We start from the raw sequence: 25,102 nt of genomic DNA on the forward strand, positions 1-25,102 counted from the left end.
ATCTACTAGAGGTTTTCTAATGATGGCATCCGGGGAAAACCTTGTCAATGAAGAGCGATCTATGAACAAAGAACCTTCCAGCCCATGCGCCTGCTCCGGCGGCAATGGCCAACAGACGGCGTGCGCCAGTGAGCAGGCCAGCACTGAAACCACCGTTTTCCACGTGAGCAACATGGATTGCCGCAATGAGGAAGCACTGGTGCGGCGAACGCTGGAGGGCATGCCCGGTGTCGAGCGGCTCCTGTTCGATCTTCCGCAGCGTTTGTTGACCATTTCGCACCGCGAAGTCTCGGCCGATGCCTTGGAGCAAGCGCTGAATTCGGTGGGCATGAAGGCTCAGGCTGTCCGAGACGCCGCCGTGTCGACCACCTACCGCATCGAGAACATGGACTGCCCGAGCGAGGAGAAACTCATCCGCTCGCACCTCGGGGCAGTCGAGGGAATTCAGGACCTCGACTTCGACCTCGCTGAGCGCACCCTGTCGGTGAAACACCTCGCTCAGGCACGCGCGCAGATGGAGCAGGTCCTGGCCTCGATCGCCATGCGCGCCAAGGAGCAGACCTTCGGCCACACGGGGCCGATCGAAGCCGCGGCTGTGATCCCATCCTCGGCCCTGCAGCAGCAACCAACCGCTGCCGTTTCCGCGCCGCCGATCGGCGAGCGGGTGACGTACCGGATCGAGAACATGGATTGCCCGACGGAAGAAGCGCTGATCCGCGACCGGCTGGGCAAGCTGCCGGGTGTGACCGCGCTCGACTTCAATCTGATGCAGCGTGTGCTGGGAGTCCAGCACACGCTGGCGACCTCAGCGCCGATCGAGAAGGCGCTTGCTTCCATTGGAATGCAGGCTGCGCGGCAGGACATGCAGACAGCCACCACGGTACTTCGCATCGCGAAGATGGACTGTCCGACCGAGGAAAGTCTGATCCGCGGCAAGCTGCAAGGCATGCCGGGCGTGCAGGGAATGGATTTCAACCTGATGCAGCGCACGCTCACGGTTCGGCACACACCCGACGCGATCAAGCCGGCAGTCGAAGCCATCGAATCGCTGGGCATGGAAGCCGAGGTCCAGAGGACTGATGAGCCGCGCGATGCCCCGGTGGCCGCGCACAAGACCAATTGGTGGCCGATGGCGGTTTCGGGCGTTGCGGCGGTGGCCGCCGAAGGCGTGTACTGGGTCAACGACGGCAATCATTGGGCCGTGATCGTGCTGGCACTGGTTTCGATCTTCACCGGCGGCCTCAGCACCTACAAGAAGGGCTGGATCGCGCTGAAGAACCTCAACCTGAACATGAACGCCCTGATGGCCATCGCGGTCACCGGCGGCATGGCGATCGGCCACTGGCCGGAGGCCGCCATGGTCATGTTCCTGTTCGCGTTGGCGGAAGTGATCGAGGCGAAGTCGCTGGACCGCGCCCGCAACGCCATTCGGGGGCTGATGGACTTGGCGCCCGAGACCGCGACCGTGCGGCAGGCCGATGGCTCATGGACAGAGCTGCCGGCCAAGGAGGTCGCAAAGGGCGCGGTGGTCCGCGTGCGTCCTGGCGAGCGCATCGCACTGGACGGCCTGATCACCTCGGGTCGATCGGCCATCAACCAGGCGCCCATCACCGGCGAGAGCCTGCCCGTCGAGAAGGCCGAAGGTGACCAGGTCTTCGCCGGAACCATCAATGAGACCGGCTCTTTCGAATACAAGGTGACCGCAGGCGCCAGCGACTCGACGCTCGCGCGCATCATCCATGCCGTGGAGTCCGCGCAGGGCAGCCGTGCGCCCACGCAGCGCTTCGTCGACCAGTTCGCCCGCGTCTACACGCCGGCGGTGTTCGCGGTGTCCGTGCTGGTTGCCGTCGTGCCGCCGCTCGCCTTCGGCGGCGCATGGTTTGACTGGGTCTACAAGGCCCTGGTACTGCTGGTGATCGCCTGCCCCTGCGCTCTGGTCATCTCCACGCCGGTCACCATCGTCAGCGGCTTGGCCGCTGCCGCCCGACGCGGCATCCTGATCAAGGGTGGCGTCTACCTGGAGGGCGGGCGCAAGCTCAAGGCGTTGGCCCTGGACAAGACCGGCACACTCACACATGGCAAGCCCGAGCAGACCGACTTCGTGCCGCTGATCGGCGAGGCGCAGGAAGTTGCCGCCTGGGCCGCAAGCCTCGCGGCACGCTCGGACCATCCTGTGTCTCAGGCCATCGCCCGCAAGGCGAACCGTGACGGCATCGCGCTGCACGAGGTCGACGACTTCGCGGCGCTGCCTGGCCGCGGCGTGCGCGGCCGCGTCGCCGGGCGCATGTTGCACATGGGCAACCACAGGCTCGCCCAGGAGCTGGGCCTGAGCGAAGCGACGCTCCAGGCTCGGCTGGAGACCCTGGAGCGCCAAGGCAAGACAGCGATCCTGCTGATGGACGATGCGACCGTGCTCGGCATTTTTGCAGTGGCCGACACCGTGAAGGAAACCAGCCGTGAGGCGGTGGCCGACCTGCAGGCGCTGGGTGTGCGCACGCTGATGCTGACGGGGGACAACCAGCACACGGCCGCGGCCATCGCTGCCCAGGTCGGAATCTCTGAAGCCCGTGGTGACCAACTGCCCGAAGACAAGCTCAAGACCATCGAAAGCCTGGTCGGCGGCGAGGGCCAGGTGGGCATGGTGGGCGACGGCATCAACGATTCGCCCGCGCTCGCCCGTGCCGACATCGGCTTCGCCATGGGCGCGGCCGGCACCGACACCGCGATCGAAACAGCCGACGTCGCCCTGATGGACGACGACCTGCGCAAGATCCCCGCCTTCATCCGGCTGTCGCGTAGCACTGCGGCGATCCTCACGCAGAACATCGTTCTGGCCCTTGGCATCAAGGCGGTGTTCCTTGCGTTGACGTTCACAGGGCATGCCACCATGTGGATGGCTGTGTTCGCTGACATGGGGGCAAGTCTTTTGGTTGTCGTCAATGGGCTGCGCCTCCTGAAGTTCAAGGCGGCATGAACAATGGATGAACCATCTCTTCGCAAGACGCAGTGGTACTCACTCGCGATCGTTATATTCGCCGGCGATCAGGCAGCTAAGAGCTACATTGACGCGACAACTCCCTTGGGTTGGTCGCACGAGGTGGCGTCATTCTTCAACCTAGTTCACGCTCTCAATCCCGGCGCGGCGTTCAGCTTCCTTGCTGGCGCGGGCGGCTGGCAGCGGTGGTTTTTTCTGGCGATCGCGTTCGCAATATCGGCATGGCTCGCATGGCTGCTCTCCCGGCCGCTGCGCAAAACGGAAGGCCTTTCGTACAGCCTCATTCTGGGCGGCGCATTGGGCAACGCGTTCGACCGCGCCACGCGCGGGCACGTTATCGACTACATCGACTTTCACCTGCACGGCTGGCACTGGCCCGCCTTCAACATCGCTGACATGGCCATCGTGGGCGGGGCGATCGCGCTGGTGGCCCAGTCGTTCATGAGCGTGGAGAACCCGGCCGCCACAAAGGAGTCCCAGTGACATTGGGACGATCCGGAAATTCGCAATGCACACGGTGCAGGACACCAATCTGAAGAGAACGGCCCCCAGCATGAGCGGCCGCGGCTTGGCCCTCATGCTAGCGCCCACCGCCGCTTTTGCTGCAACGCCCTGTTGCGATGGCGGCGATTGCTGCAACGACGTCGCAATGCCTTGCTGTGAATAAACAGCACGCAAGCCAGTTGACCTGGCAATTATGAAAGTCCATCACGGCGATGCTGGCCTTTTTCGTTCCAATGAGCCGTCACGGAGAGGTGATGATGAAGCTATGCCGGGATCCTGCAAGCTTTAGGACGGTCTTCTTTACCGCATAGCGATATGCTGATGTCACCCGTTCGCCTCGCCTGGCAAGTACAAGTAGTTCGTCGCGGTTTTCTGGCCGTGTCCGCCCGCTTCGCTGGCCCTTTTGCCCCAAACAAGCGCAATCATGCCTGCGTTACCACCAAAGTTCGCCCCCGCCAGTTGCTGTTCCTAAAGGGCATCAAGCTCAACGCCATCGCCGACCGGCCAGCGTATTTCGCATCGCTGCGTGCCCGTCGGGGCCAGCCCATCGTCATCCTCGCAGAGCTGGGACCGGACGAGGCATTCGCCCTGTGGAAGCAGCATGTACTGGGCGACAGGCCTCGCTGACCCAGTTTCGCCTCATCCTCCTGACAGCCCCGCACTTATTGCGGGGCTTTCTTTTTTCCGCGTTCGCCAATCGGGGCTGTTGCAAATGCCGATTTCCGGCTGACGCGGCTCGCCTCGCGCATGAAGCTGCCCGCATGTGTCGCTGATTCGTCAGCACCATGCCAGCAGCCAGAGTTTCCAGGCTGCCGCGGATTCTTTCCGCGCTACCCGCCAGTCCGCCATCGCATCGAGTCTGCGGACGCGCGTCACCCGTGACGCCGATGCTTTTTTCTCAACCGCGTGCGGGAGCTGCCATCCCGTGAGGGACGAGGCCCCGCTTTTTCCAAGGAGCCCGTCCACGTCCCAGCAAGCCTCTTTCGGCCAGTTGGCCTTGATCCATTGCGGCAAGTTCCTGCCGCTCGAAATCCTGCATAGCGCCGCCGGCCACTACATCGGCACGCGCGATACAGAAGGTCCCGTTTCGCGGGAATCCTGCCAGTACTTCCGCAGCTATGCCGCGGCTCAACGTGCCCTCGAAAGAGGCGGCGGGTCCCAGCTCGCCACACCCTGATCCAACTGGAGGAACCACGTCATGAACCAGCTTTTGCCCCAGGAAGTCGTCGATCAGATCATGCGGGAAGAGCAGCATTTCGCCGCCGCGCCCCAAGCCTTCTTCGAGGTCTGGAAGCGCGGCGTCGAGATCGCAGGCCCGCAATGGTTTGGCGACGGCACGCGCGAAGGCCTGAACCAGGCAAAGAGCAAGTGGGATCTGCGTCCCGACATGCTGCGTGCCAACGACGCACTCGGCGTCCTGAGCAGCGGGGAACGCATGTTCCTGTCCGCCATGTTCAGCTTCTACAACGCGCGCGAGGGCGGTGCCATGCTCAAGCGCTGCCACTTCCAAGGACTGTCGGACTTCGATGGTCTCGATCTGCAACGCCGCAAGGTCATCGCCGATCTGTTGGTGAACTACAGCGGTTGGTGAGCCGGTCTGCGGCATACCACCGTCTTTTTGTTCACTGCCCATGAGGGACATGCGTCCACGCGGCCATGTCCCTCGATTTTTCTTCCGTCAGCCTGCGCCGATTGGCCCAAAGCCCTCGATCAGTGCCGCCTGACGCTTTTTCCACTTTCAACCCACCGGGGTTCAATTCCCGGTGGCGGGAATTGGCTCCATTATTCAATCTGGAGAAATTCCATGACCCAGAATCCCAATCCCTTTGTACGCGGCTACTGGAATCTGAGAGTCGTCCGAACGCTGTGCATCTGCTACGGGGACGGAAGCCCGCATGTCTGGCGATCCATCCACACGAGCCAAGCGCATCTTTCCGACAACGACCTGATCTCATCGCCTTGCATCGTCACCAGCGACTTCGCGTTGATCAAAAGCGGCACTGACGCCATCAGCGACGAGCTGATTGCTGAATGTGATGCTGTTGAAGGCATCAACGGCGAAGGCGTGGTGGGCGCCGTGGTCTATGCCATCCATGGCGACGACCTCGACGGCCGCCCGGTCCATGTCGGTGATACCTATTCGGCCGAAGCCGCGCGAGACGTGGTGCAGCGGTTGAGTTTCGAGACCGGCTATTACAGCCGGTGCTGGGAAGTCAGCAGCGCGCACATCTGCCAGGAAACCGGCCAGTACCTCGCCAACCTGGCAGACCTCGCCACGCCGGAGGCTTTTCTGTTCATCGCCTTTCGGGTTCCGTACAGCCCGGCGATTGGCGTCAAGCTGATCTCCACGCCCTGGACAGACAAGAACCTGGAATATGCCGAGGGCATCAGTGCTGAGCAGCTTCGACAGGAGCACCGCGACAAGGGCATGCCTGACGACCTGGCGAACATCCTTGAACTGGCCGGCCAGGCAGATGTGCGCATCCTCATCCTCGATGCCGACGCACCCGCGCTACTGGGCTTGCCACTGGCCGAGACCTAGCAGACACGCGACGCGCAAGCCTTCCCCTTTATCCCCCATATGCCAGCCCGCCTCCCACCAGGAGCCGGGCTGGTTCAATTCCATAGGAGCAATCTCATGTTCCCCGATCTCATCTTGCCCACGCCCGACTTCGAGAATCAGCTTGGAGCCTGCGTCAACGCCATGAGCCAGGACGACGCCATCGGCCAGATCCTGGTGTTCGAGCGCATGAGCGGTACGCTGCACATGCGCCATATCGACAGCGCCGATCTGGTGGACACCGACATTGACGACTACGAAATGGTCGTCTTCGACGGTGGCAACACAAGCGGCGACACGTGGAAACACGTGTTCTTTCCGCGTCAGCGCGAGCACTACTTCGTGTACCAAGCCTGATTCCTCCAGCCCCTTTCGAGGGGCTTTTTCTTGCCCGCAGCACAGGAAAACGGTTGTGGTGCGGTGCCGTTTCCTGCGGGCAGGCAGACCGCCCCAGGGCCATGCTTGCCCCATGTTCGTCGGCGTTGCCGGCACATGCCCAGGCAGTCGAGACCTTCGAGGCTGCAAGCGCGGGAAACCGTGCTGGTCGTTTCTTCCTACGGACCTACCGCGTCCATCCACGCCACCCACAAGGGACCTCTCCCTTGCGGGCGGGGAATCCCTTGTTTTTCCTCAAGGAGTTTCCCCATGGATCGTTCCCTCATCAAATCCATGATGCCTTCGCTGGTCGCAGGCCATGTGCCCCGCAACGTGCGGTCGTTCAAGTACCGCGTGTTCGATGATCAGCCGCTGTCCTCAACGCTGGGCTTCGCCATCGACCCCCAACCCTTCGACGGCAAGGTGGTCGCCGCGACCGACGATGCCATCGTCGTCAAGCTCAAGCCTTCCGAGTTCGCGGTGCTCGATCCCAGCCTGGTGACCACGGTTCCTGCCGAAGGCGCCAAGGTGCATGTCCAACCCTATGCCCGTCGTCGCTTCGACGGACTGCGCGCGGACACGCCGGAGGTCATCACCGAGGAGACTTCGGACGGCACGCCGTACACCATCACGAGGCACATCCTCGGCTCGGCGCCGGCCAAGCTGCCCATTCCCACGCCGCAGTGCATGGAGTTGGGCCAGCTCATCGAGCAGTTGGAGGAGATGCCGGCCCCCGATCGCTTCCGGCGCATCACCCACATGCTGGTGGATGCCGGTGCCCGCGACTTCACCTGGGTCGATCCCACGCCCTCCAAGATCATCGAGACCCCGCCGGCGATCAGCTTCACGGTCTCGACCGCGAAGTTCGAGGGCCGGGTGACGATCCTCTACGACCGCGGCGGAGACACCTACGTGGTGGAACTGCACCGTCAGAACGGTGAATCGGTCGAACTGGTCGATCGGCACGACGAGGTGTATTTCGACATGCTCGGCGAAGTGCTGGAGAGGCTCATCGACGACGGGCGCTGGCGCCAGATCGACGTGAGCATCCTCGACGCGAAAGCGGCCCGCAAGCGCCAGGCCGTCCCGGCATGACGCCCCGCAGCGAAACCGGGCGGTCCTGCGGCTGACCCGAGGCATCCGCCACGGCGTTCCAGCCGTTCCGGCCGCGTGCACTACAGGCCCTTCATCCCATCGGATGGAGGCCTTTCTCATTCTTCCACACAGGAGATTTCATCCATGTCACTGCGATTCAAAGGCGCTGACCTGCGCCCCGTGCTGACCGAAGCCATCGCCAATCAGGGGTCGTCTCAGAAAACGGAAAAAAATCGTACGCTAAGAGCCGAAGTGGGCCCTTTAGCAGCAATGCAAAGCTGCGATCAACGGGCAGGAAACATTGCCATGGTGCGCGTTGCACTCTCTCACTAGCGTCGACAGGGCCTCTTCCATCCGCGTGAGGTCCGCCATGCGTGCGCGCACATCGGCCAGCCGGTGAGCAGCCAGTTCGGCCGCCTCGCTGCAATGGGTGCCGTCCTCCAGTTTCAGGAGCTGGCCGACTTCATCCAGGCTGAATCCCAGGCGCTGGGCTGACTTCACGAACTTCACCCGCGCCACGTCCGCCTGCCCGTAGCGGCGGATGCGACCGTAGGGCCGCTCCGGCTGGGGTAGCAAGCCCTTGAGCTGATAGAAGCGGATCGTCTCCACGTTGACCCGGGCTGCCTTGGCGAAGGCCCCGATGGTCAGATTCTCTTGAGCGTTCTCCATGGCGCTTGACTCCGTAGTTGACTACGGAAGTAACGTTACAGCATCAAGCGAAGTCCCGGAAGGAGAACCTTATGTCGGAACCCAAGAACGGCCGCGGCGCACTGGCGACCGGCGGCGTCGCGGCCGTCCTCGCCTCGGCCTGCTGCCTCGGCCCCCTTGTCCTGGTCGCGCTCGGCTTCTCTAGCGCGTGGATCGGCAACCTGACCGTGCTGGAGCCGTATCGGCCGATCTTCATCGGCGCAGCGCTCATCGCGCTGTTCTTCGCCTGGCGCAGCATCTTCCGACCAGCCCATGCCTGCAAGCCCGGCGACGTTTGCGCCGTGCCCCAAGTGCGGACTGCCTACAAGGTGATCTTCTGGATCGTGGCCGCCCTGGTTCTGGTTGCCCTCGCGTTTCCCTACGTCCTGCCGCTGTTCTACTGAAAGGAGATCACCATGAAGAAACTCACCACCCTCACCACCCTCACCACCCTCACCACCCTCATCGCCCTGGCCGCCGCTCTAAGCGCGCCCGCCTGGGCTGCCACCAAGACCGTCACCCTGTCGGTGCCCGGCATGACCTGCGCCGCGTGCCCGATCACGGTCAAGACGGCTCTGTCCAAGGTCGCCGGCGTCGAGAAGGCCGAAGTCAGCTTCGAGAAGCGGGAGGCCGTCGTCACCTTCGACGAGGCCAAGACCAATGCCGACGCCTTGACCAAGGCCACCGCAAACGCGGGTTACCCGTCCAGCGTCAAGCAGTGAGGGCGTAATCATGGCCGAGGCGATCACCCTCCACATCGAAGGCATGACCTGCACGTCGTGCGCCGAGCACGTCCAGCAGGCTTTGACGAACGTGCCCGGCGTGCGCGCGGCCTCGGTGTCCTATCCGCAGCGGCAGGCCGAAATCGAGGCGGATGCAGGCGTGAGCGTGGCCCCGCTGGTTGCCGCAGTGGCCACGCTCGGCTATCGCGCACGGCTTACCGACACGCCGAACAAGCCTGCCGGCCTGCTAGACAAGGCGCTGGGCTGGCTCGGTGGCGAAACGAAGCATGTTGGCGGTGAACAAGCGCTGCACGTGGCTGTGATAGGCAGCGGCGGCGCGGCGATGGCGGCTGCCTTGAAGGCCGTGGAGCAAGGCGCCCGCGTCACGCTGATCGAGCGCGGCACCATCGGCGGCACCTGCGTCAATGTCGGCTGCGTGCCGTCCAAGATCATGATCCGCGCCGCGCACATCGTCCACCTGCGCCGCGAAAGCCCGTTCGATGCTGGCCTGCCGGCCGCAGCGCCCGCTGTACTGCGCGAGCGGCTGCTGGCCCAGCAACAAGGCCGCGTCGAGGAGCTGCGCCATGCCAAGTACGAAGGCATCCTGGCAAGCACTCCGGCCATCACCGTGCTGCGCGGCGAGGCCCGGTTCAGGGACACGCGCACGCTGACCGTGGCGACCGCTGACGGCGGCACGCACGAGGTGAACTTCGACCGCTGCCTGATTGCCACCGGCGCGAGCCCGGCGCTTCCGCCAATCCCGGGCCTTGCGGACACACCCCACTGGACCTCCACCGAGGCGCTGGAAAGCAGCTCGCTCCCCGAGCGGCTGGCCGTGATTGGTTCCTCCGTGGTGGCGGTCGAGTTGGCGCAAGCCTTCGCCCGGCTGGGCAGCCAGGTCACGATCCTGGCGCGCAGCACGCTGTTCTTCCGAGAAGACCCGGCCATCGGGGAAGCCGTAACAGACGCCTTCCGCGCCGAGGGCATCGAGGTGCTGGACCACACCCAGGCGAGCCACGTTGCCTATGCGGGCGGGGAATTCGTGCTCACCACCGGGCAGGGGGAAGTGCGCGCCGACAAGCTGCTGGTCGCCACCGGTCGCGCGCCGAACACGCGCAGCCTGAACCTTGAAGCGGCAGGCGTCGAAGTCAATGCGCAGGGAGCCATCGTCATCGACCGCGCCATGCGCACGAGCGCACCGCACATCTTTGCTGCCGGCGACTGCACCGACCAGCCGCAGTTCGTCTATGTGGCGGCGGCGGCCGGCACGCGCGCCGCGATCAACATGACCGGCGGCGACGCGGCGCTGGACCTGACGGCGATGCCGGCGGTGGTGTTCACCGATCCGCAGGTGGCGACCGTGGGCTACAGCGAGGCGGAAGCGCACCACGACGGCATCGAGACCGACAGCCGGCTGCTGACGCTCGACAACGTGCCGAGGGCGCTCGCCAACTTCGACACGCGCGGCTTCATCAAGCTGGTGGCGGAAGCTGGCTCAGGGCGGCTGATCGGCGTACAGGCGGTCGCGCCGGAAGCGGGCGAACTGATCCAGACGGCCGCGCTGGCGATCCGCCACCGGATGACCGTGCAGGAGCTGGCCGACCAGTTGTTCCCCTACCTGACCATGGTCGAGGGACTGAAGCTCGCGGCGCAGACCTTCAACAAGGACGTGAAGCAACTGTCCTGTTGCGCCGGATGAGGAAAAGGGAGGTGTTCGATGAACGCCTACAGCCGCGCCAACCGCCGCATCTACGCGGCCTTGTCCGATCCCCTGTCGGCCACCCACCGGCACCGCCTCGACGATCTGCTCAAGCGCCACGACAACGGCAAGACGACCTGGCTGGCCTGGCTGCGCCAGTCGCCCGTCAAGCCGAACTCGCGCCACATACTCGAACACATCGAGCGCCTCAAAGCCTGGCAGGCGCTCGACCTGCCTTCCGGCATCGAGCGGTCGGTGCACCAGAACCGCCTGCTCAAGATCGCCCGCGAAGGCGGCCAGATGACGCCCGCCGATCTGGCCAAGTTCGAGGCACAGCGCCGCTACGCGACCCTGGTGCGCTCGCCATCGAGGGCATGGCCACCGTCACCGACGAAATCATCGACCTGCACGACCGCATCCTGGGCAAGCTGTTCAACGCTGCCAAGCACAAGCATCAGCAGCAGTTCCAGGCGTCCGGCAAGGCGATCAACGCCAAGGTGCGGCTGGCCACCTCGATCAAGCAGGGCACGGTGACGGCCTCGCTGATGCTCAGGAAACTCGGCAGCTACCCGCGCCAGAACGGCCTGGCCGTGGCGCTGCGCGAGCTGGGCCGCATCGAGCGAACGCTGTTCATCCTGGACTGGCTGCAAAGCGTCGAGCTGCGCCGCCGCGTGCATGCCGGACTGAACAAGGGCGAAGCCCGCAACGCGCTAGCCCGCGCCGTGTTCTTCAACCGGCTGGGCGAAATCCGCGACCGCAGTTTCGAGCAGCAGCGCTACCGGGCCAGCGGCCTCAACCTGGTGACGGCGGCCATAGTGTTGTGGAACACGGTCTATCTGGAACGGGCCTCAAACGCCTTACGCGGTCACGGCCAGACTGTCGATGACGCCCTGTTGCAGTACCTGTCGCCGCTGGGCTGGGAGCACATCAACCTGACCGGCGATTACCTCTGGCGCAGCAGCGCCAAGATCGGCGCGGGCAAGTTCAGGCCGCTACGACCGCTGCAACCGGCTTAGCGTACGATTTTTTCCGTTTTCTGAGACGTCCCCAATCAGTGCCGCATTGTCCTGGTCAAGGATCAGGGCGTGTACTTCCTCGCCGAGCGTGGGGAGCGTCGCCCGGATGGGCGCCAGGCACTGCTCGCCTACGCCGTCGGATGCAACCCGGACACCGACCCGTTCGATGACTGGTGGCACCTCGCCGGCCGCGAGCTGGGCGGCGATGACTTCGCGGAGTATTTCGACCCGAAGGACGGCCTGTTCACGCGCCTCCAGCACTCGGCGGACGATCTCGTGCTTTCCGCCACCGCCACGCACCTGTCCTTAGCAGTGGTGCCTCCCGCCTGACGCGGCAACCGCCTCGCAGCCCCCGCATCGGGGGCCTTCTTTTGTTCGCACCGCCGCCATCGCCGCGCGTGCGCGTTTGTCTCCAGCCGCCGAGGCACGCCCCGCCGGCCACAACGCCGGCATGCCACCGGAGACAACCGCATGAACACGCCATCGACCTCGCCGAGGCTGCACCTCCTACCGGTGTCGCTGCGCACGGCCAATGCATTCGTTCTGTCGCACCATCGCCACCACCGCCCGGTCCAGGGCGCGAAGTTCGCCCTGGCCGTCACGCTGAGCGACAGCGACCTGATCCACGGCGTGGCCATTGTCGGCCGCCCGGTCGCGCGGCACCTGGACGCTGGAAGTCACGCGGCTGTGCACCGACGGCACACCCAGCGCCTGCAGCAAGCTCTACGGCGCGGCCTGGCAGGCGGCAAGGGCGCTGGGCTACATACGCCTGCTCACCTACACCATGCCCGACGAAGGTGGCGCCAGCCTGCGCGCCGCCGGCTGGCGGCTGATCGGCGCGCGCGGTGGCGGCGCCTGGAGCCGTCCCGGCCGTCCGCGCGCCGATACCCCCGAGCACCTGCGCGGCGCCAAGTGCCTGTGACAGGCGCCGGGTGGCGCGGACAAAGGGAAGCGCCCGGGTGCCGATTGATTGCTGCCGCGCGCGCGAGGCCCCGCCATGCTGGCCCCATGCCTGCTGACGTCGTCAGCGACATGCCAGGCAACCATCGGTCTTCGAGGTTGCGGCGCAGTTCCCACTGCGTGACCGAGCCAGCTCGCACCGCATCCTTCCGCGAGCGGCCACCAGCCTCTGGTGGCGGATGCTTTCGCCTTATCAACCCACCGCGGGGTCACGCACCTTCCCCGCATGCGTGGGCCGGTGTGTCTCCGCTTCATCCCAATGGAGATTCACCATGAACACCACGTCCAACGAGAAATCGTATTTCGACCTCCACACCTCGGGCATCGGCTACATCCAGCGTGTCCGTGAAGTGCCCGTCCGGGGCGGCCGCCGTGCGCAGCCTTTCCTGGCATGCACCATCGCCGCGCTGGTCGGCCCCGCCCGGGACCCCAGCTACCGCTACTTCGACGTCAAGGTCTCGGGTGCCGAGGCCAAGAAGCTCGTTCAGCGCTACATCGGCGTTGACGATCCCAAGCAGCGCCCGCTGGTGCGCTTTCGCCTCGGTGACCTGTGGGGCGATGTGTACATCCGCGACAAGGGTGAGCAGAAGGGTCAGGCCGCCGCGTCCCTCAAGGCGCGACTGCTCAAGGCCGAACTGATCGACCGGGCCGAACTGGCTTCGATCGAGCAGCACGAGTTGATCACCCGCGGCATCGGCTATCTCAATCGTGTGAAGGACGTCACCCCAAAAGCTGGCGACTCGTTCCTCTCTTGCACCGTCGCGGCACTGGCCGGGCCTGTCGATGAACCGGAGTATCGGTACTTCGACACCATCGTCGCCACCCCGGAAGCCGAGCACCTGGTTCGCCGGTGCGTTCAGGCCATCGAGGGTGACCGCAAGGTGCTGATCGCCTTCCGTCTGAACGACATGAAGATCGATCCGTACATCCGCACCAAGGGTGAGCACGCCGGGGAACCGGCCGCCAGCCTGGAATCGACGCTGGTCCACATCGGTCTCATCAAGATCGACGGCACCCAGGTCTATCCGACGAGCCAGGCGCAAGCCGAGGCGCCGCCGGCCGAAGACGCATCCGCGTCCGAAGCCGACGATGCCATCGACACGGCCACCGAGCCCGCCGAGCGCGAGCCCGAGGCGCAAGTCCAGGAGCAGGAGCCGGCATTGGCTGCTTCGTTCTGATCCGGCACGGCCTCTCACGGGGCCTTGTCGCTTTTCCTCCCCACGTACGCCGCGTCCCCAGGACGCGTGCTTGCGCATTTCATCCCCCGAGTTCCGCGTGGTCTCACGGCCACGCGGTTGTCGAATTTCTCAAAGGAGATCAGCCATGTCTCTGGTATCCCGCTTTGCTCCGCAATCCCCGATCCTGCGCTCTGATCGCCCACTCTCGGACGACCGCATTCGTGCCGTCGTTCCGTCGATCTTCGCCGACGCTCCACATGGGAGCCGGTCCGATCGGTATGCCTACATACCGACCTCGACCGTGCTGACCAAGCTGCGCCAGGAGGGCTTCGAGCCCTTCATGGTGTGTCAGACGCGCGTGCGCAACGAAGACCGGCGCGAGTACACGAAGCACCTCATCCGACTTCGCCATGCAAGCCAGATCAACGGCGACGAGGCGAACGAGATCATCCTGCTCAACAGCCATGACGGCACGAGCAGCTATCAGATGCTCGCCGGCATGTTCCGGTTCGTCTGCCACAACGGCCTGGTTTGCGGTGACACCACCGCCGACATCCGCGTTCCCCACAAGGGCGACGTGGTCAGCCAGGTGATCGAAGGTGCCTACGGAGTCCTCGACGGCTTCGAGCGCGTGCAGAACGCGCGCGATGCGATGCGCACCATCACCCTCGATGAGGGCGAAGCGGAGGTCTTTGCAAACTCCGCGCTCGCACTCAAGTACGACGATCCAGCCAAGTCCACGCCTGTCACGGAGTGCCAACTGCTGGCACCCCGGCGATGGGACGACCGCAAGAACGACCTGTGGGCCGTCTTCAACCGCGTCCAGGAGAACCTCGTCAAAGGGGGCCTGAACGGACGCACGGCCAACGGCCGCAATCAGCGCACCCGTCCGGTGCAAGGCATCGACCAGAACCTGCGCCTGAACCGGGCGTTGTGGCTGCTGGCCGAAGGCATGCGCCAGCTCAAGGCGTGATGCCACGCGGACCTCGCCCACCTCGGGCGAAGCCATTTCCTCTCATCCACCGGGTGCCGTCGGCGGCCCGTCATTCATCATCAGGAGAACCATCATGGCAACCCCATTGGCACCCGAGAAATCGGTTGCGCCCATCGTCGTCCCCGGCCAGCTCACGCTGCGTACCATCCGCGGCAAGAACGGCCCGTTCACGGTTGGCCGCCTCGCCACGCACCTCGGTACGTTCGAGGTCAAAGACCCGGAGCTGGAGCAGTACCCCGAAGGCAAGTACGACGGGGAATTCATCATCAGGTACATCTTCCCGAAGTCCTATCCGGTCGGCGGCGGCATGCGGTTCGAGATCCGTGCCAGCCTCGACGGCATGACGCTCAACGGCATCGACAAACTCAGCCGCGACGAAGCCCGCAGCTTCGCCACCCAGGACGTCGATCCGCTCGATGAAGAGCAAGGGGCGCAGCCTGCGGCAACGCCGGCCAAGCCCACCAAAGCGTCCAGGCCCGCCAAGCCCGCACCCGTGCAGGCGTCCGCGGACCCGATGGTCGATACCACGCCCTTTGGCGTGGATGCGCCGCCACCTGCTGAGGCTGCTGCCCCCGGCAGCACCCAAGACGGTGACCCCGCGCTCTTCGGCCTGCTGTGGCCGCTGGGCGAGTCCGTGAAACTGGATTCGACCATCGACCGCCGCGCTTTGCGTGCACAGATCGTCCGCCTGGGCGAGCTGGGCTACGCGCTGGACTTCAAGACGCAGGAGTGGAGCCGCCAGGCCGAACTGCAACCTGCGTGATCGCAGACGCCGCATGCGCGGTGTTCTTCATCCACCCGCCGGGGTTCCTTCCCCATGCGGGGGAGGCCCTGGCCATCTTCTGGAGGTCTTCATCATGTCCACCATCGCTTGCGATATCCCCCGCTCCGCGCTGGATGAACCCGCGTGGCGGGCTCTCTGCGAGACGGCAGCCGCACAAGCCACCAAGGGTTGCGGACTGTCTCACGACTACTACGTCGAACGCTTCAGTTCGGCGATCGACGCGCAACTCGGTCGATTGCCCGAAGAACAGCGCGCACAGGCGCTGAAGATCGCACAGGAATGAGACTACGCAACACCGGCCGAACGGCAGGAAACCCAGGACTGGAATGCGGAGCACGGCTATTGCTCGCATGGGATCGAGTTCGGCAGCTGCCCGGCTGGTTGTGATCGCGACGATGACGACTGGGACTAAGGGCAAGGCATAGGTTTTCCTTCGCTGCACCTGCGGCATTCCATCACCCACTGGGGGTTCTTCCCCACGGGGAGGCCTCCAGCTCAACTTTTCGAGGAGGCCTCTCATGGGCTGGTATTTCTCTCCCCAATCGCGGTCTGAACTGATCGCGGAACTGATCGCACCACAGCAGACCGAGCGCGTCAGCGCGAAGGTTATCGCTCACGCATTGCGCAGCAACGTGCTGTGGTCCGTGGTCGAACTGACCGCCAAGGTCGAAGGTGTGCATCGTGATCTCGCGCCGGGCCAGTCCCTGCGCTACATCCGCTGCGATCTGCTGGAACGAAGCGGCAACCAGTGGGGCTACAAGCCGCTGGAAGAGTCCATGCATCCGTACTATTACTCGTGCCCGCTGTCCTATCTGGACCTCGCACCGGAGCAGTCCGCCGACTGGCGTGCAGGCGTTCGCGCCTACCACGCACGGCGGCGCACACCCACGGCTGTCACGGCACCCGCCGCGGCGCTGTTGGCCTGAGCCAGGAGGAACCGACATGGACCCGATCCTGGCTGCACTCCCGCTCTCGCTGTTGAAGCTCGTTGAAGGCAGTTTGTCCAACGACGAAGTTTCCTCCGACGAGGAAATGCTGGGGTACTTCATCGACAACGGCCTCACCGAGGAGCAGGCACGGCAGGCGCTGACCTACCGCGACCAGTACCTCAACAACATCTACCTGGACGGCTTCACGCCGATCACCGCGGTGGACGAGGCGCTTCACTTCAATCCGCACACCCAACAGTTCGAGCCGGACTGAGCGGTTTTCTTCCACCCCCTGGGGCAGTACTTGCCCCAGCGGGCGGTGCTGTTCCCGTTCATCCGAGGACACCACCATGCCCGCAAACACTTCTTCCACGCTGTACCGCATCGACGAATGCCCGGACGTGATGGCCGACGCCTGCGTCGGCGATGACCAGGGCAACCTGATCTTCCTGTCCATCTGGGCGCGGGACACCGCCGTCCAGCAGTTCCTTGCACGCCTGACCCTCGGGCGCGACGAGCAGGGACTGGACCAGTTCCACGTCATCACCGACCAGGGCGGCAGCGTCCCGGTATTCATCGGCAACGTCGATCGCCTGGAAAAGCGCATCACGCGCGCCTACCGGCGAACGCTGTTCGGTTCGCTGTCCAACGTGTGGCTGTTCGACCGGCGCTGCGTCAAGCCCGACAAGGCCAACGCCAGCGCATTGGCACTGCTGCCACGTGACAGCGCCCACCGGCTTGACCGCCTGTGGATGCTGGTGCGGGACACCTGCCCGTTGCCGCTGCTCGACCACTGGCGCGAGACCGTGCTGGAACTGCTGCAAAGCCGCGAGATGCTGGCCCGCCTTCCGTTCGCCCTCGGGCCGCTGGAAGGCCATCGGCTCGCCATCGACGTGCCGGCGCTGAGCTTGGCGCTGGGCTCCCTGATCCGCAGTGACGCGCTCACCGCCTATCCCTATCCGGCCAAGATTTGGACGCCGGAAGCGGTAGCGGCTTGACCCACCCTCGGAGGCACGCCTTGGCGTGCTTCCGTCATTCATCCCCGCCAACCAGGAGACTTCCATGGCTCTCATGTTCCCGCGGCTCGCCCGCAATTTCGCCAAAAATGGGTACTACCCGACCGACGAACCCACGCTCGAAAGAGCCCTCAACGCACTGATGCCCAGCGACGGGCCGATGTGCATCCTCGATCCCTGCGCCGGTGAAGGCGTGGCAATCGCCGAAGCCTCTCATGCCCTCGGGCGCGAACAGACCAAGGCGTTCGCCGTCGAATTCGACGCCGAGCGGGCGCGCCATGCCCGCGGCCTGGTCGATCACTGCCTGCACGCGGACCTGATGGACACGATGATCTCCAAGCAGTCCTTCGGACTACTGTGGCTGAATCCACCGTATGGCGACCTGTCCAAGGACGTCAACGGCAACATCGGCTATCAGGGCCAGGGCCGTGCCCGCCTCGAAAAGCTGTTCTATCAGCGTTCGCTGTCGCTGTTGCAATACGGCGGCGTGCTGGTCTTCATCGTCCCCGGCTACGTGCTCGACGCGGAGCTGGTCGGCTGGTTGACGCGCCACTACACCGATCTGCGTATCTACCGAGCGGTGGAAACGCAGTTCAAGCAGGTGGTGATCTTCGGCCGCCGGGTCCGTCAGCGGGAGCTGGCACCCGATGGCGTCAAGGCCGTGCGCAATCTGCTGCTGCAGGTTGGGCTTGGCGAAGTCGAAGCCGAGGAACTGCCGAGCGAATGGCCGTTCCTGCCGTACATCGTCCCCGCCAGTCCGGCCGAGCCGGAGCATTTCTTCCGCGTGACGATGGAGCCCGAACAGTTCGCCGACGAGGTTGGCCGGCTGCAAGGCCTTTGGCCGTCGCTGGACACGCACTTGGGGACCGCGCAGCAGTCGCTGCGTCCACCGGCGCGGGCCTTGTCCCACTGGCATCTCGCCCTGGCTCTGGCCGCGGGCGCGATCTCCGGCGTCGTGCGCTCCCAGACGGGGCGCGTGCTCGTCGTCAAAGGTGACACCCACAAGGACAAGACGCTCCAGCGGGAATTCACCGAACGCGAAGACGGCTCCATCGCCGAGACACGCATCCTCACCGACAAGTTTGTGCCCGTTATCCGCGCGTGGGACATGACGCCTGGCTCCCCGACAAGGGGCGAGGTGCTGACCATTCGCTGATCCACCGGACGCGCTGCCGTCCTGCTGTACCACATCGAAGGAGAAACACCATGTTCCCCAATCCGTTCAAGCGGCCTGCGCCGCGCAAGCAACCCTTGTTCGCACCGAGTACGTTGAAGTTGAGCGAGAAGGTGCATTGGCTGGCTCGGCGAGGCCTGATCGACCCCTTGGCCTATGTCCAGCGCCATGTGCGCGGGGACTGGGGCGAGATCGATGAGGCCACCCGCCAAGCCAACGACGTCGCAATCCAACAGGACAACCTGATGATCTCCCAGTACCGGATCACGCCGGAACTGGTGTTGCTCGTGAAGACCAGCGAAGACCACCAGACCACGGTGGTCCAGCTTCCCGAAGAGCGCGACCTGATCTGAAGGCGCCGCCTCGTCATCCCATCCACTTGACGGAGCCACTTCACTCCGCCAGGGGTGTCGTGGCTCAATAGCCTTTCAAGGAGGAGCCCATGGCATCGCATCGCATCGAAACCTACTGCCAGAGGCTGGCGTTCCCCATCGGGGCGCTCATCTTCAGCCGAGGCATTGATCGCCTTGTCCGCGCGGGTCGCCTGGACCCGATTCCGTACTTCAGGCGCCACACCCGTGGCGACTGGGGTGACGTCAACGTCTGCCAATGGCACGCCAACGGCGTTGCACTTCAATCGGGCGCGTCGCTGGAATCGCACTATGTGATCCACCCGGGACTCGCCATTCGCATCATCACCGATGCGGGGCGCAGCGTCACTGCCATCGTGCTGCCGTCCGAAGACTGAGCACGGTTCACCCGCAGGCCACTCAGGCCAGCATCTTCAACCACCTTCGGCCGCGCGCCGATTTCCTTCCCACCACGGGGCATGCCATTGCCCCGCTGGGGGTGGTGCATGCCCCATTTTTCATTGGAGCATCACAATGTCCTTCGATCTCGAAACCACTGCCGCTGACGCCGCGCCCGTACAGGGCGAACTGCTCGACGCGGAATCATCCCCTCTGACCCTGAGCCTTTAGGATTTCGTCGGCGAGTTCGGCGACGAACTGCTCGACGCCCTCAACAGCGCCAACCCGCCTGTCTATACCGGCCAACCGCAGGCGCACCGGCAGCTCATCGTCGCCAGCCTCAAACGCAAGCTGTTCCCGGCCCAGGCCGAAGTCGTCCACGCCGCCGCCGAGCTGCTGATCGACCGTGGCGAACGCGCCGCGATCGTCAATGGCGAGATGGGCTGTGGTAAGACGACCGTTGGCATCGCCGCGGCCGCCGTGCTCAACGCCGAAGGCTACCGCCGCACTCTGGTCCTGTCGCCACCGCACTTGGTTTACAAGTGGCGGCGGGAGATCCAGGAGACGGTGGCCGGCGCCAAGGTATGGGTGCTCAATGGGCCGGATACGCTCGTCAAGCTCCTCAAGCTGCGTGAGCAGTTGGGCGTGCAGCCCACGGGCCAGGAGTTCTTCGTCCTGGGGCGCGTCAGGATGCGGATGGGTTTCCACTGGAAGCCCGTCTTCACCCAGCGGCGCACCCGCCACGGCGACGTGGCGGCCTGCCCGGACTGCGGCACGGTCATCACCGACCTCGACGGCGAGCCGGTCAACCCGGTCGCGCTCGAAGCCGAGGAGTACCGCAGGAAGTGCAGCCATTGCGCTGCGCCCCTGTGGACGCTGATCCGCCCGCGCAGCCTGTCCGGCAGCGACCAGTCCTCGGCCGTCCTCAAAGCCCTGAAGCGCATCCCGACCATCGGGGAAGTCACTGCGCAGAAGCTGATGCAGAAGTTCGGTGACGGCTTCCTGGCCTCGATGCTGGGCGACAACATCCACGAGTTCATCAACCTCATGGATGGCAACGGCGAGCTGGTGTTTTCCGACCGTCAAGCCACGCGCATGGAACGTGCGATGGCCAACATGGAGTTCGGCTTTCGCGAGGGCGGTTATCAACCCTCGGAGTTCATCAAGAGGTACTTGCCGCAAGGTACGTTCGACCTGCTCATCGCTGATGAAGCGCATGAGTACAAGAACGGGGGCAGTGCCCAGGGCCAGGCCATGGGCGTGCTGGCGGCGAAGGCTCGCAAGACCTTGCTGCTGACTGGCACGCTGATGGGCGGCTACGGTGATGATCTTTTTCACCTGCTGTTCCGAGCCCTTCCGGGGCGGATGATCGAAGACGGCTACCGCCCGACCACGAGCGGCAGCATGACCTCGGCTGCGATGGCGTTCATGCGCGATCACGGGGTGTTGAAGGACATCTACTCCGAGAGCACCGGCACGGCGCACAAGACGGCCAAGGGCACCAAGGTATCGGTGCGCACGGTCAAGGCCCCGGGCTTCGGCCCCAAGGGCGTCTTGCGCTGCATCCTGCCATTCACGATCTTCCTCAAGCTCAAGGACATCGGCGGCAACGTCCTGCCGCCGTATGACGAGGAGTTCCGTGAAGTCGCGATGGACACGGCGCAAGCCGCGGCCTACCGCGATCTGGCGGGTCGGCTGACCGCCGAGCTGAAACAGGCTCTGGCGCGACGCGATACGACCTTGCTGGGTGTGGTCCTCAACGTGCTGCTGGCCTGGCCGGATTGCTGCTTCCGGTCGGAGACCGTGGTGCATCCGCGCACGCGCAACACCTTGGCGTTTGTCCCGGCTCAGTTCAACGAGTTCGAGATCAGCCCCAAGGAGCGTGAGCTGATCGACATCTGCAAAGAGGAGAAGGCGCAGGGCCGCAAGGTCCTGGCCTACACGGTCTATACCGGCACGCGCGACACCACGTCGCGCCTGAAGGTGTTGCTGGAGCAGGAAGGCTTCAAGGTGGCGGTGCTGCGCGCGAGCGTGGATGCCAGCCGCCGCGAAGACTGGATCGCCGAGCAACTGGACCGTGGCATCGACGTGCTCATCACCAACCCCGAGTTGGTCAAGACGGGGCTGGACCTGTTGGAGTTCCCGACGATCGTGTTCATGCAGTCGGGCTACAACGTGTACTCGCTCCAGCAGGCGGCACGCCGCTCCTGGCGCATCGGGCAGAAGCAGCCCGTGCGTGTGATCTACCTCGGCTACGCCGGTTCCTCGCAGATGACCTGCCTGGAGCTGATGGCCAAGAAGATCATGGTCTCGCAGTCCACCTCGGGCGACGTGCCCGAATCCGGGCTCGATGTCCTGAACCAGGACGGTGATTCCGTCGAGGTCGCACTGGCCCGGCAGCTTGTCGCCGCATGACACGTTCCACTTACGGCCCTTCGGGGCCGTTTTTTTTGCCGCTCCCGGTAAATCGGACGCTGCCTGGTTCGCATTGTTTGCTGCCGCTCGCGGCCTGAGCGGCGATGGTGAGGGCTGGATGTTTCAGGACGCCGAGCTATGTGCCCCTCTCCACCGTGGTTTCACTATCCCGAACGCCGCCTTCTGGCGGGATTTCTCGGCCTGCTGTGGTCGGTGCTGGCCGGTGGCTGCGCGACGACGACTGCGCCGGTCGCGCCCGACACCATCGCGGAAGTCTTGGCCGCGCCTGAACCCGAGGCTTCCGAGTACATCCCGGTCGTGCGCTACGCCCGCTACACACTGGTCGAACTGGCACCCATGGCGGCGCAGCGCGACCTGTTGTTGCAGACCATCGACGTGTCCATGCCCGAGGATGCCCGCGCCACGGTCGGGGATGGGCTTCGGCACGTGCTCAAACGCAGCGGCTATGGCCTGTGCCAGACCGCGCATGCCGTGATCGAGCTGTACGCGCTGCCGTTGCCGGCGGTACACCTGCACCTCGGCCCCATGACCTTGCGCGATGCGCTGCTCACGCTGGCTGGCCCGGCCTGGGAACTGCACGCGGATGACCGCGCACGGCAAATCTGCTTCGAGCGGCCCGGCGATCGCGCGGTCGCCGAGTCCCCATCCGAGCCACCCGCCACCGAGGCGGTGCAGACGTTCCCGCTGGCACCCATGGTTTCGGGAGGCCAGCCATGAACGCCCCGCAACCTGCCCAGCGATCGACCGCCGCCGTGGTGGTGCAGAGCCTGATGTGGCTCTGGTTGATCTTCCTCAGCGTCTTGGCGGCCCTGGGCTACCAGGCCCTCAGCGACCAGGCCGACCAGGAGCGGCTGGATTCCCGCCTGCAACGCCTGGAAGCGCAGGCAACTGGCTTGGCCGAGACGATCGAGGCCATCCAGCAGCGCCCGGCCGTCGCGACGGACGCTGACCTCAAAGACACCCGCCAGATTCTGGAAGCACGCGCGGCCCAGGTCGAGAAATCTCTCAGTGGCTACGCAGCGGCCGACGACCTCCAGGCGCTGCGCGCGGAGGTCGAGCAGATCAAGGCGCGCCAAGCCGCCGCGCGTGCCACCGCACCCGCCCAGCGGCGCGCATCGCGCACGTCCGCCGCCTCCAAGACCGAGCTGCCGCCGCTGCCATTCCGCGTCGTCGGCGCCGAACTGCGCGCCGGCCAGCGCAGCGTGTCCGTCGCGCCGAGCATCGGGGACTTCACGCCCGCCCAACTTCAGGTGCTGCTGCCCGGGGATGCGGTCGGCCCGTGGCGCCTGCAGGCGATCGAGGGCAACACCGCAGTGTTCCAGGCCGGCAACCAGACCCGCCGCGTGGCGATTCCCTGACCGGAGCACCCCATGAAGCCGTCGATCCTCCTTTTCGCGGTCCTGGTGGCGTCGTCGCAATGGCCCGCCTGGGCGCAGCAGCCCGCAACGACCTCGGCGCGCAACGCACAGAGCCAGGAGCGCCCGCTGGCCGCCCGCGTGCTGGACGACCGGGTGGCAACCGAATGGGGCTTGCAGCCACAAGAATGGGCACGCTACCGCGAGCTGATGGATGGGCCGCTGGGTATCTACTCGCCCAACCTGGACCCGCTGTCCGCCCTGGGCATCGAAGCTCGCACGGACGAAGAACGGCGCCGCTATGCGGAACTGCAGGTGCAGGTGGAAGCGCGCCGCGTCGAGAAGCTGCTCGCCTACCAGCGCGCCTACGACGAGGCCTGGCAGCGCCTGAATCCGGGGATGCAGCGCGTGAACCTGCCCGACGACAAGCCGGGCGCCGGCCCATCCAGCAGTCCCTTGCGCGGCAGCGGCCGCATGGCGGTGTTCGTCAAGGACGGCTGCGCAGCCTGCGGACAGCTCGTGCAGCGCCTGCAATCCTCGGGCGCGGAGTTCGACCTGTACATGGTGGGCAGCCGCCAGGATGACGCGCGCATCCGCGACTGGGCCAAGCGCGCGCAGATCGACCCGGCGCGCGTGCGCGCCGGCAGCATCACGCTCAACCACGACGGCGGCCGCTGGCTGTCACTGGGCCTGCCCGGCGATCTGCCCGCCGCCGTGCGCGAAGTGAACGGCCAATGGCAGCGCCAGCCGTAGCCATGCCCCTGCGCGCACTGGTGCTCACTGCCGGCCTGTATGCCGTTGCCGCCCTGGCCCAGGAGGTTCCGCCACCGGCTTACCAGCTTGCCGCCCAGCGCGCAGGCATCCCCTCGACCGTGCTCTACGCCGTGGCCTTGCAGGAGAGCGGCATCCGGCGCAACGGGCGCCTGGTGCCGTGGCCGTGGTCCCTCAACGTCGCCGGCCAGTCGCGCCGCTTCGCCACGCGCGCCGACGCCTGCGCTGGCCTGCAGCAGGCGATGCGCGCCACGCCGCACACGCGCATTGATGCGGGCCTGGGCCAGATCAACCTCGGCTACCACAAGCACCGCTTTACCGGCGCGTGCGACCTGCTGGATCCGTATCGCAACCTGGCCGTTGCCGCCGAGATCCTGAAGGAGCAGCACACCCCCGGCGAGGACTGGCTGCTGGCGATCGGCCGCTACCACCGCCCCGCAGGCGGCGAGCCCGCCGCCCGCTATCGGCGCAGCGTGTCGCGCCACCTTGCCCGCGTGCAGGGCACGCGACCAGCCGCCGCGGTCCTCGCGGCGCGCCAGGAGACCTCCCCATGACGAAACCCCATCCCGCCCATCTCGCGTTCACGGGCCTACTCATGCTGCTGTCAGGCCTGCCGCTGGCCTCGCGTGCCGGCGAGCCACTGATCGTTGTCGAGGACCGTGGCGGCACGTCGGCATTGCCGTACTACGAAGCCCTGAATCTCCAGCCGCGCGCCAACGCACCGGCGCGGCCGTCCATCCCGACGCCCCAGGTTCCTGCCACACGGGCGGACGAAGCCGCGATGCTGCCGGTGCGCAGCGCCAAGCTCACGCCCGGCACCGTCGCGCGACGGGTGATCGAAGCGCCCGGCCTGCGGCCGTTCGTGGTCATCGGCGACGACGAGGCTTCCCGGGCCTGGTTGCAGCGCCGCGCCGCCGCTTTGCGCGAACGTGGCGCGGTCGGCCTGGTCGTCAACGTCGAGACCGCGCAGGGCCTGGCGCGGCTGCGCGCCCTGGTGCCGGGCGTGCCGCTCGCGCCCGTGGCCGGCGACGACCTGGCCGATCGCCTGGGCCTGCGGCACTACCCGGCGCTGATCACGGCCACCGGCATCGCGCAATGAAGCC

27 protein-coding genes and 4 pseudogenes are annotated in these 25,102 nt (G+C 65.5%); 30 read left to right on the forward strand and 1 reads right to left on the reverse strand.

The window, feature by feature from the left end:
• Positions 1–61 precede the first annotated feature (61 nt).
• The 8 genes and pseudogenes from JLDANKMP_RS00815 (at position 62) to JLDANKMP_RS00850 (ending at position 7,529) form a co-directional block, all read left to right on the forward strand.
• Positions 62–2,974 (forward strand): heavy metal translocating P-type ATPase, encoded by a 2,913-nt coding sequence (locus tag JLDANKMP_RS00815; RefSeq protein ID WP_212560344.1) that lies wholly within the window; start codon positions 62–64, stop codon positions 2,972–2,974.
• Positions 2,975–2,977: 3 nt separating this feature from the next.
• Entirely contained in the window at positions 2,978–3,478 is a 501-nt protein-coding gene (gene lspA / locus JLDANKMP_RS00820) for a signal peptidase II (RefSeq protein WP_003098955.1), read from the forward strand.
• Positions 3,479–3,943: 465 nt separating this feature from the next.
• Positions 3,944–4,126 (forward strand): annotated as a pseudogene (locus JLDANKMP_RS22440) (hypothetical protein); the annotation flags it as partial.
• 298 nt (positions 4,127–4,424) lie between these two features.
• Complete coding sequence (locus JLDANKMP_RS00830) at positions 4,425–4,676, forward strand: hypothetical protein (RefSeq protein ID WP_005408894.1); 252 nt, start codon at positions 4,425–4,427, stop codon at positions 4,674–4,676.
• Positions 4,677–4,697: 21 nt separating this feature from the next.
• A complete protein-coding gene (locus JLDANKMP_RS00835) occupies positions 4,698–5,090 on the forward strand; it encodes a hypothetical protein (RefSeq protein WP_003098949.1) in 393 nt (130 codons plus the stop codon).
• Positions 5,091–5,303: 213 nt separating this feature from the next.
• Complete coding sequence (locus JLDANKMP_RS00840; protein ID WP_003098947.1) at positions 5,304–6,041, forward strand: hypothetical protein; 738 nt, start codon at positions 5,304–5,306, stop codon at positions 6,039–6,041.
• A 96-nt stretch (positions 6,042–6,137) separates the two neighbouring features.
• The gene (locus tag JLDANKMP_RS00845) at positions 6,138–6,416 is read left to right on the forward strand and encodes a hypothetical protein (protein WP_003098943.1); all 279 of its coding nucleotides are present in this window, start codon (positions 6,138–6,140) and stop codon (positions 6,414–6,416) included.
• Between the two features lie 288 nt (positions 6,417–6,704).
• Complete coding sequence (locus JLDANKMP_RS00850; RefSeq protein ID WP_003098941.1) at positions 6,705–7,529, forward strand: hypothetical protein; 825 nt, start codon at positions 6,705–6,707, stop codon at positions 7,527–7,529.
• 261 nt (positions 7,530–7,790) lie between these two features.
• Here the strand turns inward: JLDANKMP_RS00850 and merR are convergent, their stop codons facing one another.
• A complete protein-coding gene (merR, locus tag JLDANKMP_RS00860) occupies positions 7,791–8,198 on the reverse strand; it encodes an Hg(II)-responsive transcriptional regulator (RefSeq protein ID WP_003098939.1) in 408 nt (135 codons plus the stop codon).
• A 71-nt stretch (positions 8,199–8,269) separates the two neighbouring features.
• On the opposite strand from merR, the gene merT reads away from it, so the two are divergent.
• The 22 genes and pseudogenes from merT to JLDANKMP_RS00970 all read left to right on the forward strand — a co-directional run bounded on the left by merT (position 8,270) and on the right by JLDANKMP_RS00970 (position 25,098).
• Positions 8,270–8,620 (forward strand): mercuric ion transporter MerT, encoded by a 351-nt coding sequence (gene merT, locus JLDANKMP_RS00865; protein ID WP_003098936.1) that lies wholly within the window; start codon positions 8,270–8,272, stop codon positions 8,618–8,620.
• Between the two features lie 12 nt (positions 8,621–8,632).
• Entirely contained in the window at positions 8,633–8,938 is a 306-nt protein-coding gene (merP, locus tag JLDANKMP_RS00870) for a mercury resistance system periplasmic binding protein MerP (protein WP_003098934.1), read from the forward strand.
• Between the two features lie 10 nt (positions 8,939–8,948).
• Entirely contained in the window at positions 8,949–10,637 is a 1,689-nt protein-coding gene (gene merA, locus JLDANKMP_RS00875; protein WP_003098932.1) for a mercury(II) reductase, read from the forward strand.
• Between the two features lie 24 nt (positions 10,638–10,661).
• Positions 10,662–11,653 (forward strand): annotated as a pseudogene (locus JLDANKMP_RS00880) (Tn3 family transposase); the annotation flags it as partial.
• A 45-nt stretch (positions 11,654–11,698) separates the two neighbouring features.
• The gene (locus JLDANKMP_RS00885) at positions 11,699–11,983 is read left to right on the forward strand and encodes a DUF3085 domain-containing protein (protein WP_031629745.1); all 285 of its coding nucleotides are present in this window, start codon (positions 11,699–11,701) and stop codon (positions 11,981–11,983) included.
• A gap of 141 nt (positions 11,984–12,124) precedes the next feature.
• Positions 12,125–12,575: pseudogene (locus JLDANKMP_RS22445) on the forward strand (XF1762 family protein).
• A 310-nt stretch (positions 12,576–12,885) separates the two neighbouring features.
• Entirely contained in the window at positions 12,886–13,791 is a 906-nt protein-coding gene (locus JLDANKMP_RS00895; RefSeq protein WP_003098919.1) for a DUF3577 domain-containing protein, read from the forward strand.
• Positions 13,792–13,936: 145 nt separating this feature from the next.
• Positions 13,937–14,764, forward strand: a complete 828-nt coding sequence (locus JLDANKMP_RS00900; protein ID WP_003098915.1) for a DUF932 domain-containing protein — start codon at positions 13,937–13,939, stop codon at positions 14,762–14,764.
• Between the two features lie 94 nt (positions 14,765–14,858).
• A complete protein-coding gene (locus tag JLDANKMP_RS00905; RefSeq protein ID WP_003098913.1) occupies positions 14,859–15,548 on the forward strand; it encodes a DUF3275 family protein in 690 nt (229 codons plus the stop codon).
• 94 nt (positions 15,549–15,642) lie between these two features.
• Positions 15,643–15,981 (forward strand): annotated as a pseudogene (locus JLDANKMP_RS00910) (hypothetical protein).
• Between the two features lie 106 nt (positions 15,982–16,087).
• Positions 16,088–16,495, forward strand: coding sequence for a hypothetical protein (locus JLDANKMP_RS00915; protein WP_003098908.1), 408 nt, complete (start codon positions 16,088–16,090; stop codon positions 16,493–16,495).
• A gap of 16 nt (positions 16,496–16,511) precedes the next feature.
• On the forward strand, positions 16,512–16,772 hold the full coding sequence (locus JLDANKMP_RS00920) for a hypothetical protein (RefSeq protein ID WP_003098905.1): 261 nt from the start codon (positions 16,512–16,514) through the stop codon (positions 16,770–16,772).
• A gap of 76 nt (positions 16,773–16,848) precedes the next feature.
• Positions 16,849–17,496, forward strand: coding sequence for a hypothetical protein (locus JLDANKMP_RS00925; RefSeq protein ID WP_003098901.1), 648 nt, complete (start codon positions 16,849–16,851; stop codon positions 17,494–17,496).
• A 40-nt stretch (positions 17,497–17,536) separates the two neighbouring features.
• Positions 17,537–18,670: a DUF6094 domain-containing protein gene (locus tag JLDANKMP_RS00930; protein ID WP_254917107.1), complete on the forward strand. Its 1,134-nt coding sequence runs from the start codon at positions 17,537–17,539 to the stop codon at positions 18,668–18,670.
• Between the two features lie 50 nt (positions 18,671–18,720).
• Positions 18,721–19,041, forward strand: coding sequence for a hypothetical protein (locus tag JLDANKMP_RS00935; RefSeq protein WP_003098896.1), 321 nt, complete (start codon positions 18,721–18,723; stop codon positions 19,039–19,041).
• Positions 19,042–19,130: 89 nt separating this feature from the next.
• A complete protein-coding gene (locus tag JLDANKMP_RS00940; RefSeq protein WP_003098895.1) occupies positions 19,131–19,436 on the forward strand; it encodes a hypothetical protein in 306 nt (101 codons plus the stop codon).
• A gap of 259 nt (positions 19,437–19,695) precedes the next feature.
• Positions 19,696–21,852, forward strand: a complete 2,157-nt coding sequence (locus tag JLDANKMP_RS00945) for a helicase-related protein (RefSeq protein WP_249336793.1) — start codon at positions 19,696–19,698, stop codon at positions 21,850–21,852.
• A 138-nt stretch (positions 21,853–21,990) separates the two neighbouring features.
• Positions 21,991–22,590, forward strand: a complete 600-nt coding sequence (locus tag JLDANKMP_RS00950) for a PilL N-terminal domain-containing protein (RefSeq protein ID WP_003098890.1) — start codon at positions 21,991–21,993, stop codon at positions 22,588–22,590.
• Positions 22,587–23,231 (forward strand): hypothetical protein, encoded by a 645-nt coding sequence (locus JLDANKMP_RS00955; protein ID WP_003098888.1) that lies wholly within the window; start codon positions 22,587–22,589, stop codon positions 23,229–23,231. Before JLDANKMP_RS00950 ends, JLDANKMP_RS00955 begins: the two co-directional genes overlap by 4 nt.
• A gap of 12 nt (positions 23,232–23,243) precedes the next feature.
• Complete coding sequence (locus JLDANKMP_RS00960) at positions 23,244–23,981, forward strand: TIGR03759 family integrating conjugative element protein (protein ID WP_003098886.1); 738 nt, start codon at positions 23,244–23,246, stop codon at positions 23,979–23,981.
• Complete coding sequence (locus JLDANKMP_RS00965; protein ID WP_003109780.1) at positions 23,963–24,553, forward strand: transglycosylase SLT domain-containing protein; 591 nt, start codon at positions 23,963–23,965, stop codon at positions 24,551–24,553. The genes JLDANKMP_RS00960 and JLDANKMP_RS00965 overlap by 19 nt, the downstream gene beginning before the upstream one ends.
• Entirely contained in the window at positions 24,550–25,098 is a 549-nt protein-coding gene (locus tag JLDANKMP_RS00970; protein ID WP_212560345.1) for an integrating conjugative element protein, read from the forward strand. The genes JLDANKMP_RS00965 and JLDANKMP_RS00970 overlap by 4 nt, the downstream gene beginning before the upstream one ends.
• Positions 25,099–25,102: the final 4 nt, after the last annotated feature.

The organism is Stenotrophomonas sp. PE591 (genome assembly GCF_018320795.1).
Lineage (GTDB): Bacteria > Pseudomonadota > Gammaproteobacteria > Xanthomonadales > Xanthomonadaceae > Stenotrophomonas > Stenotrophomonas maltophilia.

Bases quoted from the DNA above. Each gene is read 5' to 3' on its own strand.
- JLDANKMP_RS00815 (WP_212560344.1), top strand. From the start codon at position 62: ATGAACAAAGAACCTTCCAGCCCATGCGCCTGCTCCGGCGGCAATGGC.
- lspA (WP_003098955.1), top strand. From the start codon at position 2,978: ATGGATGAACCATCTCTTCGCAAGACGCAGTGGTACTCACTCGCGATC.
- JLDANKMP_RS00835 (WP_003098949.1), top strand. From the start codon at position 4,698: ATGAACCAGCTTTTGCCCCAGGAAGTCGTCGATCAGATCATGCGGGAA.
- JLDANKMP_RS00840 (WP_003098947.1), top strand. From the start codon at position 5,304: ATGACCCAGAATCCCAATCCCTTTGTACGCGGCTACTGGAATCTGAGA.
- JLDANKMP_RS00845 (WP_003098943.1), top strand. From the start codon at position 6,138: ATGTTCCCCGATCTCATCTTGCCCACGCCCGACTTCGAGAATCAGCTT.
- JLDANKMP_RS00850 (WP_003098941.1), top strand. From the start codon at position 6,705: ATGGATCGTTCCCTCATCAAATCCATGATGCCTTCGCTGGTCGCAGGC.
- merR (WP_003098939.1), bottom strand. From the start codon at position 8,198: ATGGAGAACGCTCAAGAGAATCTGACCATCGGGGCCTTCGCCAAGGCA.
- merT (WP_003098936.1), top strand. From the start codon at position 8,270: ATGTCGGAACCCAAGAACGGCCGCGGCGCACTGGCGACCGGCGGCGTC.
- merP (WP_003098934.1), top strand. From the start codon at position 8,633: ATGAAGAAACTCACCACCCTCACCACCCTCACCACCCTCACCACCCTC.
- merA (WP_003098932.1), top strand. From the start codon at position 8,949: ATGGCCGAGGCGATCACCCTCCACATCGAAGGCATGACCTGCACGTCG.
- JLDANKMP_RS00895 (WP_003098919.1), top strand. From the start codon at position 12,886: ATGAACACCACGTCCAACGAGAAATCGTATTTCGACCTCCACACCTCG.
- JLDANKMP_RS00900 (WP_003098915.1), top strand. From the start codon at position 13,937: ATGTCTCTGGTATCCCGCTTTGCTCCGCAATCCCCGATCCTGCGCTCT.
- JLDANKMP_RS00905 (WP_003098913.1), top strand. From the start codon at position 14,859: ATGGCAACCCCATTGGCACCCGAGAAATCGGTTGCGCCCATCGTCGTC.
- JLDANKMP_RS00915 (WP_003098908.1), top strand. From the start codon at position 16,088: ATGGGCTGGTATTTCTCTCCCCAATCGCGGTCTGAACTGATCGCGGAA.
- JLDANKMP_RS00920 (WP_003098905.1), top strand. From the start codon at position 16,512: ATGGACCCGATCCTGGCTGCACTCCCGCTCTCGCTGTTGAAGCTCGTT.
- JLDANKMP_RS00925 (WP_003098901.1), top strand. From the start codon at position 16,849: ATGCCCGCAAACACTTCTTCCACGCTGTACCGCATCGACGAATGCCCG.
- JLDANKMP_RS00935 (WP_003098896.1), top strand. From the start codon at position 18,721: ATGTTCCCCAATCCGTTCAAGCGGCCTGCGCCGCGCAAGCAACCCTTG.
- JLDANKMP_RS00940 (WP_003098895.1), top strand. From the start codon at position 19,131: ATGGCATCGCATCGCATCGAAACCTACTGCCAGAGGCTGGCGTTCCCC.
- JLDANKMP_RS00950 (WP_003098890.1), top strand. From the start codon at position 21,991: ATGTGCCCCTCTCCACCGTGGTTTCACTATCCCGAACGCCGCCTTCTG.
- JLDANKMP_RS00955 (WP_003098888.1), top strand. From the start codon at position 22,587: ATGAACGCCCCGCAACCTGCCCAGCGATCGACCGCCGCCGTGGTGGTG.
- JLDANKMP_RS00960 (WP_003098886.1), top strand. From the start codon at position 23,244: ATGAAGCCGTCGATCCTCCTTTTCGCGGTCCTGGTGGCGTCGTCGCAA.
- JLDANKMP_RS00965 (WP_003109780.1), top strand. From the start codon at position 23,963: ATGGCAGCGCCAGCCGTAGCCATGCCCCTGCGCGCACTGGTGCTCACT.
- JLDANKMP_RS00970 (WP_212560345.1), top strand. From the start codon at position 24,550: ATGACGAAACCCCATCCCGCCCATCTCGCGTTCACGGGCCTACTCATG.